General features: G+C 30.4%; 14 protein-coding genes. 8 read left to right on the top strand and 6 right to left on the bottom strand.

Annotated elements, in window-relative coordinates:
* Positions 1 to 21: 21 nt before the first annotated feature.
* The 3 genes from V7Q02_RS10855 to V7Q02_RS10845 all read right to left on the bottom strand — a co-directional run bounded on the left by V7Q02_RS10855 (position 22) and on the right by V7Q02_RS10845 (position 2,364).
* Positions 22 to 912, bottom strand: coding sequence for a DMT family transporter (locus tag V7Q02_RS10855; RefSeq protein WP_333861040.1), 891 nt, complete (start codon positions 910 to 912; stop codon positions 22 to 24).
* A 247-nt stretch (positions 913 to 1,159) separates the two neighbouring features.
* A complete protein-coding gene (locus tag V7Q02_RS10850; RefSeq protein ID WP_333861039.1) occupies positions 1,160 to 1,528 on the bottom strand; it encodes a DUF1634 domain-containing protein in 369 nt (122 codons plus the stop codon).
* Positions 1,528 to 2,364, bottom strand: coding sequence for a sulfite exporter TauE/SafE family protein (locus V7Q02_RS10845; RefSeq protein WP_333861038.1), 837 nt, complete (start codon positions 2,362 to 2,364; stop codon positions 1,528 to 1,530). The genes V7Q02_RS10850 and V7Q02_RS10845 overlap by 1 nt, the downstream gene beginning before the upstream one ends.
* Positions 2,365 to 2,489: 125 nt before the next feature.
* Between V7Q02_RS10845 and V7Q02_RS10840 the strand changes: the two genes are divergently transcribed.
* Positions 2,490 to 2,921, top strand: a complete 432-nt coding sequence (locus V7Q02_RS10840; protein WP_333861037.1) for a hypothetical protein — start codon at positions 2,490 to 2,492, stop codon at positions 2,919 to 2,921.
* Between the two features lie 122 nt (positions 2,922 to 3,043).
* Here the strand turns inward: V7Q02_RS10840 and V7Q02_RS10835 are convergent, their stop codons facing one another.
* On the bottom strand, positions 3,044 to 4,354 hold the full coding sequence (locus V7Q02_RS10835) for an aminotransferase class V-fold PLP-dependent enzyme (protein ID WP_333861036.1): 1,311 nt from the start codon (positions 4,352 to 4,354) through the stop codon (positions 3,044 to 3,046).
* Between the two features lie 286 nt (positions 4,355 to 4,640).
* Between V7Q02_RS10835 and dhaL the strand changes: the two genes are divergently transcribed.
* Positions 4,641 to 5,294 (top strand): dihydroxyacetone kinase subunit DhaL, encoded by a 654-nt coding sequence (dhaL, locus tag V7Q02_RS10830; protein WP_333861035.1) that lies wholly within the window; start codon positions 4,641 to 4,643, stop codon positions 5,292 to 5,294.
* Positions 5,295 to 5,328: 34 nt separating this feature from the next.
* Positions 5,329 to 5,721, top strand: coding sequence for a dihydroxyacetone kinase phosphoryl donor subunit DhaM (dhaM, locus tag V7Q02_RS10825; protein ID WP_333861034.1), 393 nt, complete (start codon positions 5,329 to 5,331; stop codon positions 5,719 to 5,721).
* A gap of 141 nt (positions 5,722 to 5,862) precedes the next feature.
* Here the strand turns inward: dhaM and aspD are convergent, their stop codons facing one another.
* Positions 5,863 to 7,488, bottom strand: coding sequence for an aspartate 4-decarboxylase (gene aspD, locus V7Q02_RS10820; RefSeq protein ID WP_333861033.1), 1,626 nt, complete (start codon positions 7,486 to 7,488; stop codon positions 5,863 to 5,865).
* Between the two features lie 162 nt (positions 7,489 to 7,650).
* Here aspD and sdaAB point away from each other — a divergent pair, with 162 nt between their 5' ends.
* Positions 7,651 to 8,334, top strand: a complete 684-nt coding sequence (gene sdaAB / locus V7Q02_RS10815; protein ID WP_333861032.1) for an L-serine ammonia-lyase, iron-sulfur-dependent subunit beta — start codon at positions 7,651 to 7,653, stop codon at positions 8,332 to 8,334.
* Positions 8,335 to 8,336: 2 nt separating this feature from the next.
* Positions 8,337 to 9,215 (top strand): L-serine ammonia-lyase, iron-sulfur-dependent, subunit alpha, encoded by an 879-nt coding sequence (gene sdaAA / locus V7Q02_RS10810; RefSeq protein WP_333861031.1) that lies wholly within the window; start codon positions 8,337 to 8,339, stop codon positions 9,213 to 9,215.
* Between the two features lie 83 nt (positions 9,216 to 9,298).
* On the opposite strand, the gene V7Q02_RS10805 is transcribed toward sdaAA, so the two are convergent.
* On the bottom strand, positions 9,299 to 9,502 hold the full coding sequence (locus V7Q02_RS10805) for a cold-shock protein (protein WP_011989270.1): 204 nt from the start codon (positions 9,500 to 9,502) through the stop codon (positions 9,299 to 9,301).
* A 350-nt stretch (positions 9,503 to 9,852) separates the two neighbouring features.
* Between V7Q02_RS10805 and thrC the strand changes: the two genes are divergently transcribed.
* The 3 genes from thrC to addA all read left to right on the top strand — a co-directional run bounded on the left by thrC (position 9,853) and on the right by addA (position 16,799).
* Entirely contained in the window at positions 9,853 to 11,343 is a 1,491-nt protein-coding gene (gene thrC / locus V7Q02_RS10800; RefSeq protein WP_333861030.1) for a threonine synthase, read from the top strand.
* A gap of 635 nt (positions 11,344 to 11,978) precedes the next feature.
* Complete coding sequence (locus V7Q02_RS10795; RefSeq protein ID WP_333861029.1) at positions 11,979 to 13,043, top strand: sensor domain-containing diguanylate cyclase; 1,065 nt, start codon at positions 11,979 to 11,981, stop codon at positions 13,041 to 13,043.
* Between the two features lie 39 nt (positions 13,044 to 13,082).
* The gene (gene addA / locus V7Q02_RS10790) at positions 13,083 to 16,799 is read left to right on the top strand and encodes a helicase-exonuclease AddAB subunit AddA (RefSeq protein ID WP_333861054.1); all 3,717 of its coding nucleotides are present in this window, start codon (positions 13,083 to 13,085) and stop codon (positions 16,797 to 16,799) included.
* Positions 16,800 to 17,023 lie beyond the last annotated feature (224 nt).

The raw sequence follows: 17,023 nt of genomic DNA, 5'->3' as shown, positions 1-17,023 counted from the left end.
CAGGAACTTATAAGTTTATATTTATTTATTTGGAGGAGTACTGAGATCTATTTCTGCAATGACTACAGCTAGAAATATGATACTTGCCCCTAGTATCATATTTAAGGTAAATATTTCTTTTAGGAATATTATTGAAAAAATAGCACCAAATACAGATTCAAGGGATAATAATATGCCTACATGATTGGGATTGGTATACTTTTGAGCTATATTTTGTATTAAAAATCCTACCATAGTACTGAAAATTATTAAATATGAAAGAGATAATATGGCACTTTTAGGTATTATATTTAAATTAGGTTCAAATATAAAGGCAAATATAATTGAAAAAATACCTGCAGAAAACATTTGTAATACAGATAATATTATAGGGTTTGATTTTCTGGCGAAACAGGCTATGGAAATTATATGTGATGCGAATAGTACCGCACTTAAAAGGGTAAGCCAGTCACCTATATTCATATCTAAATGCATACCGGGTTTTAAACTTAGTATAAATATTCCTATAAGGGAAACTACAGCAGAAACAAGGGTATTTAACTTGGGTTTTGTTTTAAATACCTTCCAGTATATAAAGGGAAGTATAATTACATAAACAGAAGTTAAAAAAGATTGTTTGCTTGCAGTGGTGTAATTAAGACCCACAGTTTGGGTGGCAAAGGCTAGAAATAAAAATATGCCTATTACAAAACCGCGGACAATGTCTTCTATGGATGTTTTTATTACTGTTTTAAAAAATACAGCTGAAAGCAATATCCCAGCACACAGAAATCTTATAGTCATCATATAAAAAGGAGTTATACTGTTTAAAGCATTTTTAGTGGCAGTATACCCTCCTCCCCATAACATTGCTGCAAATAATAAGGATAAATCTGCTATCATAGTTTTATTTATAATTTTTTGTATTTTCATCTTTATACCTCATTTTAAGTAGAGTGTTTGAAAATAGGGTGTATTAGTTCTTTATGTGTTTCACAATTGTATTTTAGATGCAAGTATATTTTATGTCAAATAATTTCATTTGCAAAAAACATAATTTAGAAGTTGCTTGGGATAAGTAGGTAAATATGATTATGAGGGAAAAGGGACTATAGGTATAAGATATGATATCCTCCGGCTTTTCTCACCGAAGGATAATCATCTGAAGTTTTAATTTGAATTATTTTTCTATAAAAAAACTTAGTATAAGTATAAAAAGTACTAGTGAGGTAATCTTTACATATAAAAAATCTTTTTCTTTAAAAAACACTATTATTGATATAGCTACCCTGAGCATAGGTATGAGTATCAGGGCTAATAATCCCAGCATTATAATGGCATAGGGCTTTAAAGAAAGACTTCCTTTTAATATTTCCATAGGAGAAGTAGGATAGTAGTTAAGAGGATATCCTGTATAGCCTGATGATAAAAACATTATAAGACCTGTGAGGATTATAATTGAACTTAGTATTATTCCTGTTCTTAAAAATATTCCTATTATTAATTCTATATGGTATGAATTTTTTTTATTATTGATATATTCTTTCATTATTTTCCTCCTAAGCCTTTTAATATCATTTGTATTGATATATAAATAAGAAAAGGTACAAATATTTTTCTTATGGTCTTGCTTTTCATATTTTCCATAATTTTGGCCCCTAGGGTAGCACCCAATAAAACCCCAAGAGCAACAGGAGCAGAAATTTTAGGATCTATATCTCCTCTTAAAAGATATATTCCTGCACTGGCAGTGGCAGTGACACCCATCATAAAATTACTGGTGGCACTAGAAACTTTTAAAGGCAGTTTCATGAATAAATCCATTGCCATAACTTTAAAACTGCCACTTCCAATGCCAAGGAGTCCTGAAATAATTCCAGCACCATACATCACTCCAAATCCTGAGGGAACCCCAGATACTTTGTATGGTATATATTCATTTGAGAGTTTATCATGATATTGTCCATTTAAATTAAGCTTTTCTGCAAGAGGATGAGCCTCAGTAATTTTAGTGGAATCTGTGTTTCCTTTTTTAAGCATGGCAAAGGCAGAATATAAAAGAAGTATACCAAATAAAAAATAAAGGTAATATGGATTTATAAGTCCGCCTAGAAAAGCTCCTGTTATAGCACCTAGGGTAGTGGCTATTTCAAGAAACATTCCAATTCTTATATTAGTTAGTTTATCTCTTATGTAAGCTACAGCGGAACCACTGGAAGTAGCTATTACTGATATCAAGCTGGCGCCTATAGCATATTTTATATCTATACCAAACAAGATTGTAAGAGCGGGAGTAATTATGGTTCCGCCACCTAAGCCTAATATGGATCCAACTATACCGGCCACTATAGATATAATAAAAATTTGTGATATTAAAAGTGACAATATATCATCTCCTATGTTGAATAAATTTTGTTTTTCAAGTATTATTATAACAAGGAATATGTAAGGGATATATTCGAAAGAATAAAAATATTTAAAATATATGAAGATAAGGGATAGTGTTTATAATGAGTGACAAAAGTCTGAATTTCAATATTAAAGTCTTGTTTTTTGTGGCAGCTTTAGTCACGGCTTATTTTTATGTGGATAAATTAGAAATTATTGCTTTAATTCCTTTAGCAATATGCCTGTATGATGCAGGGTATATATTTTTTAAAGTTAAAAATAGAGAAGGACTTAGGATATTTTTTATAATAATTACTGTTTTGGCATTAGTTTTTATGATTCACACTGTAGTAGTTTATGGAGTATCGAATCCTGTTCCAATAATACTTATATTTATTATGACCAATTTATTTTTTATATATAATCTTATATTATACTTTTATAAAAGGTATAGTAAAATAAATCTGATGTTTATAATTTTGGGGTGGATTATATGTGACAGTACACCAATAATTATGCTTTTTATATTGTCTGCAGGACTTTCAGGTAAATAATCCTGGATGGAAGGTATTTTTAGCGTATCTGGTGATTATCAGCTGGATTATGCAGATAATACAAAAAATTATAATACAACATAATTCATTAAAATTTATGTTGTATTATAGAAGTGAATTTATTATATGATATTTTTGCCTTTAATTATCTTTTTCAAAGTATTGATTAAAATGTCAACTTCACTATAAGTATTATATAATCCAAAACTTAATCTGACCATGCCGGGACGGAAATCATTATAATTATATTTAAAATAATTTATTTCCTCTGGAGAAAGTTTTAAAAGTCTCTGTACATAAGGGTGGGCACAAAAACATCCATTTCTTACTGCAATGCCGCTAAGTTCTGAAAGAAGTTTTGCAGTGGTTTCGTGGTGAACTCCTTTTATATTAAAAGGAAGTATGGCAACCTTATTGCAATCAGGTCTTGTATCACCATAAAAAATAATGTCAGGAAGTTTTGACATTTTATTTAGAGCGTATTTATAAAGAGCTATTTCTTTAGTGTCTATAGCATTCATACCCAGCTTGTTTAATACTTTTATTGCAGCTGTAAGGGCTACCACTCCTATTACATTAGGGGTTCCAGCTTCATTTTTTTCAGGAGGGTCAGCCCAGATAACATAGTCGTCTGTTACAAGGTTTATAGTACCACCTCCACTGTATTCGGGATTTGCATGGCAAAAGGTTTTTCTGGGGCCTATTAATACACCTATACCAAAAGGAGAATACATTTTGTGGGCGGAGAATGCCAAATAGTCAATGCACTCTTCTTTTAGGAAACGGTTCATATATATAGGGTAATGAGCTACTGCCTGTGCACCGTCTACAAGAATTTCTGCTCCAAAACTGTGGGCAATTTTTGCTATTTTGTATATGGGATTTTTGTATCCTGTTACATTGGAAGCTGCTGCTACACATACCAATTTAATTTTACCTTCATGCTTTTTCAATTTATATTTTAAATCTGATAAATTTAATTTTCCCAGCTCGTCCAATTCTACATAGTCTACTTTAAATTTATCTCTCCAGGGAAGATCATTAGAATGATGTTCCATTCTAGTGGTCAATATGACAGAATCTTTATACAGATTATTAAAAATATAAGATAGTTTGTTTATGGCCTCTGTAGTGTTTTTTACATAAATTACTGTATTTTTTGTATTGTCACAGTGGACAAAATTGCATATAGTATTTCTTGAAAGTTCATAAGCTTCAGAGGAAAATTGAGATTTAAAACCAGTTCCTCTATGAATGGAGGAGTAGTATGGTGAAAAATCATGTATTTTTTTTAAAACATAGTTAAAAGGGGGAGTAGTAGCTGCGTTATCAAAATTTATAGCAGTTACAGGATTATTATTTTTTAAGTGAATTTTTGTATTTACACCTGCTATAAGTTCTCTGTAGCTGTAATTTATTTCACCATAGGACAATTGAAATCACTTCCTGTTAGCTTTATTATATAAGTAAAAGTATTTAAAAAGCACAATTGCATACCTTTACTCCTATTTATATTATGTAGCTGTGATTATAAATGTACCAAATTATTTTTTTTATTTTATGAATAAAACATTGCACATTTTCTATATTTCTTATATATTATATGTAACAAATATAAAGAGGATAGCATGGTGATGAATAGTATAGCTGTAAACGATAACGTAGTTGCTAAAAATATCTATTTATATAAAATATAAATGTAGAAGGAGATACATATATATGAGCATAAATGGAGTACAGGTAAGAGAAATATTAAATAGTATGGCCATATTAATAAATGAGAATGTAGATTATTTAACTGAACTTGATGCAGCTATAGGTGACGGAGATCATGGGTTGAATTTGGACAAGGGATTTACGGCTGTGAGGAGAAAATTAAAGGATAATGACCTAAAAGACATAGGTCATGTCCTTAAAAAAGTTGGCATGATCTTAGTATCAAATACAGGAGGGGCATCAGGTTCTCTTTATGGTACTGCCTTTATAAGGGCAGGAATAACGGTAGATGGAAAACAGACTGTGGACATAAAAGATTTTTTAAAAATGCTTGAACAAGCTTTAGCTGGGATTAAAATGAGAGGGAGAGGAAGGCTGGGAGGTAAAACCATGATAGATGCTATAGAACCTGCGGTGAACGCCTTAAGGTATTCTATAAGCAAGGGATTAGATAGTATACACTCTCTTGAAAATGTAAAAAATGCTGCTTTTATAGGAGTAAAAAGTACTGAAAGTATAATTTGCAAAAATGGAAAAGCCAGTTATCTGGGAGAAAAAAGTATAGGGTATCCAGACCCTGGGGCTGTATCAAGTTACCTTATGTTAAAGGCAATTTATAAAAAAGTTAAAGAACTATGTGTAGTAGAAAAGATTTGATTTAAGTTAACTAATTTATCAGGAGGTTATTTTAATGGTTGGCGTTGTAATCGTATCTCATAGCAATGAAATTGCCAGAGGAGTGAAAAATTTGGTTGAACAGATTTCTCCAGATAGTAATGTGGCATCTGCTGGGGGTACAAAAGATGGCAGGCTAGGCACTGATGCGTGTAAAATAAAAAGTGCTATAGAAAAGGTTTATAATGAAGATGGAGTACTGATATTATTTGATTTGGGGAGTGCATATATGAATGCAGAAATGGCAATCGAATTCTTGGATAAGAGTATGCAACCCAAGGTTCAAATAATAAATGGGGCATTGGTAGAATCAGCTCTTATAGCTGTGGTAGATTCCAGTATAGGCAAGAGTATAGAAGAAATAAAGGAGCATTTAGAATGTATGTGTATAGATAAAATGCCTTTGTAAAATTGGAAAATAATTATGTATTTAATAATAACAAGGTGGTGTTCTAATTTATTTGATATAATACCATTTCAATGGATTCCTATGATAATATTACTGTCATAGGAATCTATTTTCTGTTTTATATTAAGGCATTATATAATTTTAATTATTTTTCCAATGTCTCAGATAATCTTTTAAAATATCATGGAGTATATGGCCTATTTTGGAGTAGGATTCATCATTTAAGTTTGCAAGGGAGATTCTTATAGACCATTCTGGCGCATAAAATCCAGCACCACTTAATAATACTATGGAAGATTTTTTGGCCAATTTAAAAAGAATATCTATTGGTTTAAAATTTTTCTTTAAGTATGCCCCGAATTCTTTACCATAATGATACTCTGACCATTGAAGTAAATCAAATTCGGCATAATAAGAGGCATCGTATTTATCTTCTTGTAAGTTTATTCCCAAGCCCTCAAATAATAATTTTTTTCGTTTTCTACAGATGCTATTTGTTAAGTTTCTATATTTTTTTTCTTTATCTATCAGATCAAAGGCGGTAAAAAAAGCCATCTGTACTTGTTGGGGGGTAGAAAGCCCTGCAGTATGTTGAAGTGCCACCTGGCGGCTATCTGCCACAATTCTATCTATAAAACTAATTTCTCCGGGATTAACTGAAAGAGCCTCATAACGTTTTTTAATAAATTCTTTTTTATTTTTGGACAACGTTTTTAAAAGCTTATCAAATATATTATTTTTATGAAGAGCAATTGTTCCTAAACGCCAACCAGTTACTCCAAAGTATTTTGAAAAGGAATATACTCCTATGGAGTTAAAAGGTAAAGCTGATACTATAGAATGAAAATTATCTGAAAAAGTTCCATACACATCATCAGAGATTATCATTAAATGGGGGTTTTTGTTCTTAACTATTTTTACTAAATATGATATGGATTCAGGCCTTATAGCTACTGAAGGGGGATTACTGGGATTGACTAAAAATAAAGCCTTAATACTTGGATCCTGTAATTTTTCAAGTTCTGATTCAGGATATTGCCAAGTATGAGTACCATCTTCCAGAGATTCAGATGCCATAATCCTGATTAGGTCAAAATCATATCTGGGTATAACAGGAATTTCAAGATAAGGGGTGAAAATTGGAGTCATAATTGCGATTTTATCTTTTCTATGTAATAACTCATTTGCTATTAAGGAGTCAAATATGTAACATATTGCTGCAGTAGCACCTTCTACTGAAAATAATTTAAACTCTAGGGAAGAATCTTTAACATTGTATATTCGTTCAATTAAATATTGATGAACTATTTTTTCCACATGGCTTAACATTCTAGTCGGAGTAGGATAATTGTCACCAATAATTCCATCTGTTAGTTCATAAATCCAATCTTCAGCATTAAATCCTTGAAAATTAATACCATAATTTATAATATTTTTAAGTAGTTCTATTCCAGGAGAATTTTTGTGATCTTCCACATATGTATAAAATCTTTTATCAATGCCTTTTTTCTGTGGCATTCCAGCTAGGCTATCTTCATTCCAGGTTCTTCTACATTCTTCTGCAGCGAATTGCCCAAAGGTAAAAAAGGCTTCCCGAGGAGTAATTGCTACCCAATTGGGGTTACCTCTTCCCGCATCTAAAAGAGTTCGAACACTGTTTTTCTTTTGATTTTTAGCAAGATTAATTAGTTTATCCTTTAGTTCAAAAGGACTAATTCTTCCATAAATACGTTCTAATTCTAATAATTGAATATTTTTATTATCCATAGTTAATCATCCTCATATAATTTTTTTTACAATTATGGTATAATTACAAAGTTTATATTATGCAGATTTATGATGGAATATTCTAATTTTAGGTATAATAATAGTATTTACTTTTATGTATAGATTTTTATGATATAGAATTGTTGGGAGGTTAGTGTTAAAGTGAGAGAGTATAGTGCTTTTGATATTTTAGGACCTATTATGATAGGGCCTTCAAGTTCCCATACAGCAGGGGCGGCAAGATTGGCTAAAATTGCAGAAATTATTGCAGGAGGAAATATTTCAAAAGTTGAGTTTTTACTTCATGGTTCTTTTGCAAAAACTTATAAAGGACACGGTACGGATAGGGCGTTGGTTGCTGGAATATTGGGTATGAATCCATGGGATAAGAATTTAAAAAATTCTATGGAAGTGGCTAAGGAAAGAGGGATTTCAGTAAAATTTACAGAAGAGGATTTAGGAGCTGTACACCCAAATACAGTTAAATTTATTATAACTAAGAAAAATGGTGAAGTGTCAGAAATAATGGGATCCTCCATAGGCGGAGGTAATATAGTGATAAATGAAGTGGATAAGGATAAAATAGAATTTACAGGAGTTTATCCTACCATACTTGTAAATCATCTAGATATGCCAGGTATGGTGGCAAGAGTATCTGAGGTTCTCTATGAATATAAAATAAATATAGCCTTTATGAAGGTATATAGGAAAAGTATAAAAGGTTCTAGGGCAGTCATGGTACTTGAAGTGGATGATTTTATTATAAAAGATATAGTGGAGGAAATAGAGAATATACCCAATATATATAAGGCAAGGGCTATAAATCCTATAAATGAGGAGGAATAATAATGGTTGATACTGGTAGTCAATTGATAGATATATGCAGTAAAAAGAAAATGAAAATATGGGAATATGTAGTTGAAGAAGAAATGAAATCACAGGATATAAGTAGAGAAGAAGTATTTAAAACTATGACAAAAAATTTTTGTGTAATGAGAGATTCTGCAGAATATGGATTAACCCATAAAATAAAATCTATAAGTGGACTTATAGGGGGAGACGCCTATAGGTTAAACAAATATCATGAAGAAGGAAAGACTCTTACGGGGAAATACATGGTAAAAGCTATGGCAAGAGCTCTGTCTTGTTCAGAAGTAAATGCTGCTATGGGAAAGGTTGTGGCAGCACCTACAGCAGGTTCCTGTGGAATAATTCCGGGGGCCATAATAACTGCAGGAGAAATACTGGGTAAGAAAGATGAGGATATGATTAAGGCATTGTTTACTGCTTCTGGTATAGGAATAATAATAGCTAAAAATGCCAGTATGTCTGGAGCAGAAGGGGGATGTCAGGCAGAATGCGGCTCTGCAGCAGCTATGGCAGCGGCTGGAATAGTTGAGATTATGGAGGGTACTCCTACACAGGCATTAGATGCTGCAGCCATAGTCATAAAAAATATAATGGGGTTGGTGTGTGATCCGGTAGCAGGCCTTGTAGAAATTCCTTGTGCCAAGAGAAATGTAAGCGGAACTGTAAGTGCGTTGACTACAGCTGATATGGTTATGGCAGGGGTCTGCAGTAAAATTCCTTTTGACGATACAGTTTTGGCTATGTACAAAGTGGGGAGGCAAATGCCTTGTGAATTAAGAGAAACAGCCCTTGGAGGGGTTGCAGTTACAGATACAGGACTTAAATTAAAGGAAAAAGTCTTAGGAAGCAACATATAATGAAAAACCACCTTTTAAACTAAAGGTGGTTAAAACATTCTGTTCATTTATGTTAAGATGTTTTATTATGCTATAAAATTGTATTATAATTTTACAACATTAGCAGCTTGAAGACCTTTTGGTCCTTCTTCAACATCAAATTGAACTTTCTGACCTTCTTCTAAGTTTTTTCTTGCTTCATTACTCTGAATTGCAGTGAAATGTACGAAAACGTCATTTTCACCAGGGACTTCTATAAATCCAAATCCTTTCTCAGAGTTAAACCATTTTACTGTTCCTGTTTTCATTTATTATCCTCCTAAGATAAAACACTTATAATTGATATATCTTAATTTTGTATATCGGTGTTTATTAATTATTGATTATATTAGTATATCATAAAGAAATAAAATTAACAACATATTTTAAAGTATTTATTTCTATTATTGTTATTTAGTAAAAACATTATACACTGGACGTATGATATAATCAAAATAAATTTTATAAAAACCTAGGGATTGATCATATAATTACCATAAAATTTGTATAGGGTAAAGATATGCTTTAATTATAATTTTCAAGTCATATGTCATATGTTATTATATATATTAATATGTGTTAACTGCATGATATTATAATTTTATAAGGAGTGATATATTTGAAGGAGATTTATTACAATAGCACCAGAGGTTTAAATAAAAATTTTACTGCATCTAAAGCCATATTAAATGGAATATCTGAGGATGGGGGATTGTTTGTTCCAGATACCCTGCCTTTTATAGATGAAAAGGAACTAAAAAAACTTAAAGATATGACCTATAAGGAATTGGCTCTTTATATAATGGGGGAATTTTTTACAGATTTTAGTAAAGAGGAATTAAAAGAATGCATAGATTTAGCTTATGATAATAAATTTGAATCCGAGGAAATAGTTCCCTTAAAAAAAGTTGGGAATGTGTTTTATTTAGAGCTGTTTCATGGTCCTACTTTAGCTTTTAAGGACATGGCGTTATGTCTTCTTCCCCATTTAATGAAGAGGGCTGCAAAAAAACAGAAGTTGAATAAAGAAATAGTAATACTTACAGCTACATCAGGGGATACAGGCAAGGCTGCTTTGGAGGGTTTTGCAAATGTGGAAGGAACTAAAATAGTAGTGTTTTTCCCGGAAGAAGGGGTTAGCAAGATCCAAAAAAAGCAGATGGTAACCCAAAAAGGGGAAAATACAAAAGTTATAGGCATAAAAGGAAATTTTGATGATGCCCAAAGTGAAGTAAAGAAAATCTTCAATGATGATAAACTAAGGAAAGAGCTGGATAAAAATTCCTATAGATTTTCCTCTGCTAATTCCATAAATATTGGAAGACTTGTTCCTCAAGTAGTTTATTATTTTTATGGATATATGAAACTTTTGAAAACAGGAGAAATAAACTTTGGGGATAAAATAAATTTTTCTGTTCCAACTGGAAACTTTGGTAATATACTTGCAGCTTATTATGCTAAAAAAATGGGACTTCCAATTAACAAGCTTATATGTGCGTCAAATGAAAATAAAGTACTCTATGATTTTTTTCAGAGTGGAACCTACGATGCAGAAAGAGAATTTATTTTAACTATATCTCCTTCCATGGATATACTTATATCAAGTAATCTTGAGAGACTTATATATGATATAAGCGGTAGGGATTCATCTGTTGTAAATAAATTAATGACAAATTTAAGTAAACATAGTAAGTATACAGTTAGTGAAGATATGAAAGAGGAAGTGAAAGGGTTTTATGGAGGATTTGCAAGTGAAGAAGAAACCCTAAAGTGTATAAAAGAAACTTTTAATACATATCAATACCTTATGGATACCCATACTTCTGTAGCTTATTCTGTTTATAAAAATTACTTGAAGGATACTTGTGATAAGACAAAAACTATAGTAGTTTCAACAGCAAGTCCATTTAAATTCACAAAGTCTGTAATGAGTGCCTTAGATACTAAATACGCTTTTAAAGAAGATTTGGAGCTTGTAGAAGTTATGAGCAAAATTGCATCAATTGAGATTCCAGCACCTATAAAAAAATTGGAAAACAGTGAAGTAGTACATAATACTGTATGTAACAGGGAAGATATGAAGGAGGAGATTAGAAAGTTTTTATTGTAGTCTATATCATAATAAAATAACATTTAATTTACCAGATAATCTTATATTTTATTTGGTAAATTCTTTTTTTACTAATGATATGTAAAATTATGTTATCATTTTTACTCAATTATGGTTGTATTGTCAGCAAACATGTAGCATAAAAATATGGTGAGATTTAAGTAGAATTTTGCAAAATAAGCTTATAATTGCCTTGTTAATTTGATATAAAAAATATAATAAGTATTTATTATGAGTAGTATAATGTGAAATTAAGAGTTATAATTGTAATATAATTTTTAATTTTATTATATATTATTTTAAATAAGGCACTTAGGATATGTAAAGCAGTGAAAATAATTTACATAATAGTATATATATTTATAAGGAAAAATTTTCTTGTGAATATACACTTTTAAAAGTATAATTATATAATATATAATAATTTTTATAACCGTGTTGTATTAGTTATTTAATTTTTTAATTTATCCCGACACTGTAGGTACTAAACTTTCATCTTTTTAAAAGTTGGAGATAAGCACTAATATGTATTTGGATAAGTTCTTCTAGAATTTAGGGAAAGAAGTATTTTTATAATGAAACTTCATTGAAACTAAGAGGAACTTGATTAATAGTTTTAAATAGAGGAGAGGCTTATGTTAGCATCATTATTGGAGAAATATAATAAACTAAGGCTTGATTATGAAGGTTATCAAAAAATGGCTGAAGAAACCATACAAAGACAAAATATAAAAATTGTAGAGTTAGATAAAAAGCTGGATATGTTGTCTCTAATAGTTGAGACAAGTGAGTATATAAATAAATGTCTTGGAAGTGTGGAGATAATTTCTAAAATACAGGATATAATGATAGGAATTTTAGGAGTAACCTATTCTACTGTGTATATTTTGGAAAATAGAAAATTGAGATTGAAGTGTACTAATTTAAGCAGCACTAAACATCACTATAGTATAAATGAATACAATGGCAGATTAGTACGCGATTTAGATACTAAATTACACAATTCTCTTGATAATATATGTAAAGATGATAATATTCAAATCCACTCTTCAATATTCATGCCAATATATTTAAAACAAAGTCTTCTTGGTGCAATTATAGTAGAACATAAAATATATAATTATTTAAATGAACAGCATATTAAACTTTTGACTGCACTTAGTAATCAAATTGCCATATGTATAGAAAATAACAGGCTTTATAATAAGATAAAAGAAAATTCCCAAAAAGATTTTTTAACAGGACTTTTTACCAGAAATTACTTTTTTTCTATCATAAAGGAAAAAATAAAGAATTGTGGCTGCGGATTTGCTATAATAATGGTAGATATAGATAATTTTAAAATGTTTAATGACAATTTTGGACATCAGTACGGTGATGAAGTGCTTAAAACTGTAAGTAATATAATAAAAAGCAGTCTTAGAAAGGAAGACCTGGTAGCTAGATATGGCGGGGAAGAAATTATAATATATATGTATGATATTAAAGGAACTTTAGATGTATATAACAGGATGACTGCAATAAGGAAACGTATAGAAAAGGAACTAATAGAATATAATGATAGTACATCTCATGTAACAGTTTCCATGGGAATAAGTATATCCTCTAATAGTGAAGAAAATATTGAAGACATGATAAGAAAAGCTGATGTAAATTTGTACAAGGCAAAAAATACAGGTAAAAATAAAGTAGTATGTTAATGGGAGTATATTTTGATAGAATTGAATAAGGTGATAAATATGAATACGAAGTGGACAGAAGCTCAAAAAAATGCCATATTTACTCCAAATTGCAATCTATTGGTGGCAGCAGGAGCTGGAACCGGTAAAACTGCAGTATTGGTAGAGAGAATATTAAAGAAAGTAATAAATGATAGTGAAGAAGTTGATATAGATAAATTATTAGTAGTTACATTTACAAATGCAGCAGCTTCTGAGATGAAAGAGAGAGTGGGAGAGGCACTTTCTAAACTGCTTGAAGTAGAGTGTACTTCTAAAAATCTTCAAAGACAGCTTGCCTTGTTAAACCAATCCAATATAATGACAATACATTCTTTTTGTCTTAAAGTTATAAAGAATAATTTTCATAGAATAGAGTTAGATCCTAATTTCAGGATATGTGATGGTACAGAATCCAAATTATTAAAGCAGGATGCCCTTTTAGAAGTATTCGAACAAAAGTATGAAGAAGAAAATCCTGGATTTTTAAATTTGGTGGATGGATACGGAGGGAAAAATGATAATAAGCTTCAAGATATTGTGCTTTCCTTATATGAATTTTCACAAGGTAACCCATGGCCTAAAAGATGGCTTGGGGATATACTGAAAGACTTTAATTTAAGTAGTGATTTTAACTTTGGAGATACCAAGTGGGTTAAAGTGCTTATGCACAATATAACTGTAGAACTTAAAGGTTGTAAAAATAAGATGGAAAATATGCTAAATATAATTGAAAGCATAGAAGGATTGGAGCATTATTTGGAATACTTTAAAAGTGATATTGAAAATATAGATAAGCTTATAGGTGTTACTACCTGGGATGAAATAATAAATGGATTTATTAAACTGAATTTTAAAAAGCTTTCCTCTAAGAAAACAGATCCTATGATTAAAGTTTATAAAGATAAAGCAAGAAATACAAGAGATGAGGTAAAAAAGAAGTTAATTGGTATAAGAGAAGATATAATTTTGTGCACAGATAATATATATCAGGATTTAAAAGAAATATATCCTTTGATGAAATCTCTGATTTCCCTTGTTATGGATTTTTATGATAAGTACCAAGTTAAAAAGAATGAGAGAAATATGATAGACTTTAATGATATAGAACATTTATGTCTTGAAATATTAACGGATAAAGATAAAAATGGATATATAGTTCCCTCAGAAGCTGCCTTAGAATACAGAAAATATTTTGAAGAAATATTTATAGATGAGTATCAAGATAGTAATGAGGTTCAGGAAGTTATAATGAATATGATAAGTAAAAAGGATATTCGTGCTAATTTATTTATGGTAGGAGATGTAAAACAGAGTATATATAGATTTAGACAGGCAAGACCGGAATTATTCTTAGAAAAGTATAATAGTTATGATGAAAAGGAGGGTAGTAAGAACAGAAAAATAAAATTATCTGAAAATTTTAGAAGTAGAAGAGAAGTAATAGATGGCATAAATTATATATTTAAACAAATAATGTGCAGGGAAGTAGGGGAACTTGATTATGGTTCGGGAGAATGTTTAAAAAGTTCTGCAAAATATAAGCCTTTTGAAAGAGAGTGTGAGGGATATATAGACCTTCATATAGTAGATAAAAAGGAAAATCAGAGTAAAATGGAAGAGGATGAAAATGAGGAAGAGCCATTGGATGCTATTTCAGTGGAAGCACGATTGGTGGCTTCTAAAATAAATGAATTGGTAAATCCTCATCCTCCATTAAGACAATATGGTTTTAGGGTTTATGACAAGGAGAGTAACAGCTATAGAGAGGTAATGTATAAAGATATAGTGATATTGATGCGTGCCACACAGAATTGGGCACCTGTGTTTGTGGAGGAACTAAATAATTCAGGAATACCTGTATTTGCAGATACTTCTGTAGGGTATTTTCAGACTATAGAAATAAAAACCATAATATCTCTTCTTCAGATAATAGACAATCCGCTGCAGGATGTTCCTTTTATAGCAGTACTACGTTCTCCTATAGGAGGATTTTCTCCAGAGGATCTTATAGATTTAAGGGTGGTTAATAGAGAGATATCTTTTTATGAGATATTAAAAGCCATAGATAATCACAGTCAGGAGTCAAAGTACTCTTTAGAACATATAGATGATAGATTAGAATACAAGGTGGAACAATTTTTTAATAAACTTTGTGTTTGGAGAAAAAAAGTTATACACATGCCTATAGATGAATTTATATGGAATATTTATATAGAAACAGGATATTATGGATTTGTAGGTGCTATGCCTGGAGGCATTCAAAGACAGGCAAATTTGAGAATGTTGTTTGAAAGAGCTAAACAGTACAAAAATATTAGTTATAAAGGTCTGTTTAATTTTATAAACTTTATAAATAGGCTTAAAAGCAGCAGTACTGATATGGGAAATGCCAAGATACTTGGGGAAAATGATAATGTAGTTAGAATAATGAGCATACATAAGAGTAAAGGATTAGAATTTCCTGTAATAATACTTTCTGGAGCAGGAAAGAGATTTAATTTCACGGATATAAACAAGAGCATATTGTTTCACAAAGAACTGGGTATTGGACCAGAGTATGTAAATTCTAAAAGAAATATTTCCTATCCTACTATTTTTAAACAGGTGTTAAAAAGAAAATTAAAGATAGAAACCCTTTCAGAAGAGATGAGAATACTTTATGTAGCTTTTACTAGGGCTAAAGAAAAACTTATAATAACAGGAACAGTAGATAATATTGAAAATACCTTTCAAAGATGGTGTGAAGCATCCCATTGTAAAGGAGATAAATTGTCTGAATATTCACTTGCAAATGCCAGGAATTTTCTGGACTGGATAGGACCTGCAGTAGCAAGGCATCCCTGTGGAGACCTTATCAGAGAAATGTGTCCTTTTAAGTATGATTTAACTTCTATAAAAGAAGATGATTCTAAATGGAAGGTATTTGTATATAATAGAGATGATTTTAAGAATACAGAGAAGGATAATATAGACGAAGATATTATAGGACAGATTAAAAGTTTAGAATTAGATGATAATAAAGCAATATACAAAAATGAAGTGAATAGAAGACTTAATTGGACTTATAAATATGAACAATCTTCCAAAATAGCTGCCAAATTTTCAGTATCTGAATTAAAAAGGAGATTTAAGCTAATAGACACAGAAAATGGTGTTGAGTTTATGGAGCCAATATATTTAAAAAAGCCCGCCTTTTTAAGAGATAAGAAAGGATTTACTGCCTCTGAGAAAGGAATTATCATGCATCTTGTTATGCAGCACATTGATATTTATAGAGCTGATTCTTACAATGATATAAAAGAACAAATAGATGAATTAGTATTTAGGGAATTTATAACTGAAGCAGAAGCTAAATCCATATCAATATATAAAATACTGAAGTTTTTTAGTTCTGAAATTGGAGTAAGAATGAAAAAATCAAATAATTTATATAGAGAAGTTCCTTTTTATATGGAAGTGGAGAGTACGGAATTATATAAACAACTGCCCCGGCACATATATAAAGATGAAAAAGTATTAATTCAAGGAATAGTAGATTGTTATTTTGAAGAAGATAATAAATTAATATTACTGGATTATAAAACAGATTATGTGGAAGATGTAGATTTAATCAGAGAAAAATATCAAATTCAAATTTATTATTATGGAAGAGCACTTGAAAAACTAACAGGGAAGAAAGTTAAAAATAAGTATTTATATTTGTTTTGTAAGGATTATATATTAGATTTATCTTAAAATGTAATTTTTAGTAACTTTTTTGAGGATTTTTAATAGTATATAAATATGAAAGGTTCCGATGGAGGATAAGTATTTATTCATAGCAAACTCCATCTGAACCTCTTAATCACTTGATTGTAGAGTTAGTGATTCATTCACGTTAACAGTTATGCGTTGTATACGTTTTCTTAAATTTGATTTAATAGATTTAGAACTTAAAAAGATTAAAGTAAATTGTTAGT

Source organism: Clostridium sp. (assembly GCF_036781005.1).
Taxonomy (GTDB): Bacteria; Bacillota; Clostridia; order Clostridiales; family Clostridiaceae; genus Clostridium_B.
This window is presented reverse-complemented; position numbering and strand designations above follow the sequence as displayed.